We start from the raw sequence: 1,401 nt of genomic DNA, 5'->3' as shown, positions 1-1,401 counted from the left end.
GCCTGCTGCTCGCTCACCTTGAGCAGGCGCATCCCGTCACTGCCATAGCGGTACCACTCGCGATCATCCACGCCCGCCTCACGTTCGATCGGTTTCACCTGCGCCAACTCACCCCGCGCATTCCAGCGCAGATCCTGCCCGGCCAGCAGCTCCAGTTGATGGCCACCGGCATCGAACAGTTCATCCACCTGCTCAGGCAACAGGCCCTCACGCGCCAGCACCGCGCGGTTGCTGCGGTTGGAGACGGTCATTCGAGTGGTGTAGGCGTTGTTGCTGGCCGGGGCGCTGTGTTGAATCTGGGTGAGGTTGCCTGCGCGGTCGTAGCTGTAGCGGCGCGTGTAATTTGTGAGGGCGCTCTCGTCGGTTGGCAAGGGAACCAGTACATCAGGCAGCTGTGGCCCCTGAGCACCACGTCCGACCATCTCCCGCCCCGTTGCCTGCACCAGCTGGTACAGGCTGTCGTAGGTGAAGGTACTTTCTGCCGCTACCTTCTGATTGCGCCAGAAGCGGGTAGCTTCGGCGTCATTGCGCACACTCTGCACATTTCCTACTGGGTCGTAACGGTAGCGCAGGTCCTGCAGCGTTGTGGCAGCGGACGTTCGCGTGCCTGGGCGCTGCACACGAATGCCTGTCAGCCTTTGCGTCATTGGATCGAGGCGGTAGTCCGTGATTACCCCATTACCATGGACTTCCTGCTGCTTGTGTCCCGATGGCGAAAAACGCAAGAAAGCAACTATCACCTGCTCAACCTGGCCTTGCAGGGTCAACCAACTGCCCTGCAACTGCCCGGCAACGTCATAGGCTTGGCGCTGCTGGTGGCCCCGCGCATCTGTCAGGGTCAACTGGACTCCCGTGGCATCAAGCGTACGCAACGTCACGTAGCGCTCTGGCTCCAGTGTGGTCTGCCATGCTTGCTCGTCGTCACCCGCCCAGTCCGCCTCGTCTTCGCCTACAAGCACGCGTCGAATCTGGGCCAGCGCTGAGCCGCTGAGCGCGACGTTTTGCAGTTCGATGAGGCCTGCGGTGTCGTAGTGGCGCACGCACTGACCGGCAAGGTTGCGGTTCTTCTCGGCTGGGCTTAAACCCGCCCAGCGGTAGCGCTCTGCGGCACGCGGCAGCGCTTCTCCGGCGCCCTGCTCCGTCACGACCAGCAGCCGGCCTGGTAGCGAAGGTGCTTCATGGAAGCAGGCTTGGCTGACTCCAGTCGCACTGACCGCCAGCAACGGACGCCCGGCCACGTCAGGCAGGGCCACGCTCGAGCCGGCATCGACACTTTCGGTGTACAGCGTTCGCCCAGCCAGGTCGCTGTGCCAGCGAAAGTTCGGGATAGCCGTTTCGGCAAGACGCGGATCAAGGCTTTGTGCAAGGTTGCCACGGGTATCGTGCCGATGCCGGGTGATG

1 pseudogene is annotated in these 1,401 nt (G+C 63.0%); it reads right to left on the bottom strand.

The features are described 5' to 3' along the window. Positions 1–1,401 (bottom strand): annotated as a pseudogene (locus N430_RS29570) (RHS repeat protein); the annotation flags it as partial.

Origin of the sequence: Pseudomonas sp. CC120222-01a (genome assembly GCF_003097235.1) — a bacterium.
Taxonomy (GTDB): domain Bacteria; phylum Pseudomonadota; class Gammaproteobacteria; order Pseudomonadales; family Pseudomonadaceae; genus Aquipseudomonas.
The sequence above is the reverse complement of the archived record's forward strand: the minus strand, read 5'-3'. Positions and strand labels throughout refer to the sequence as shown.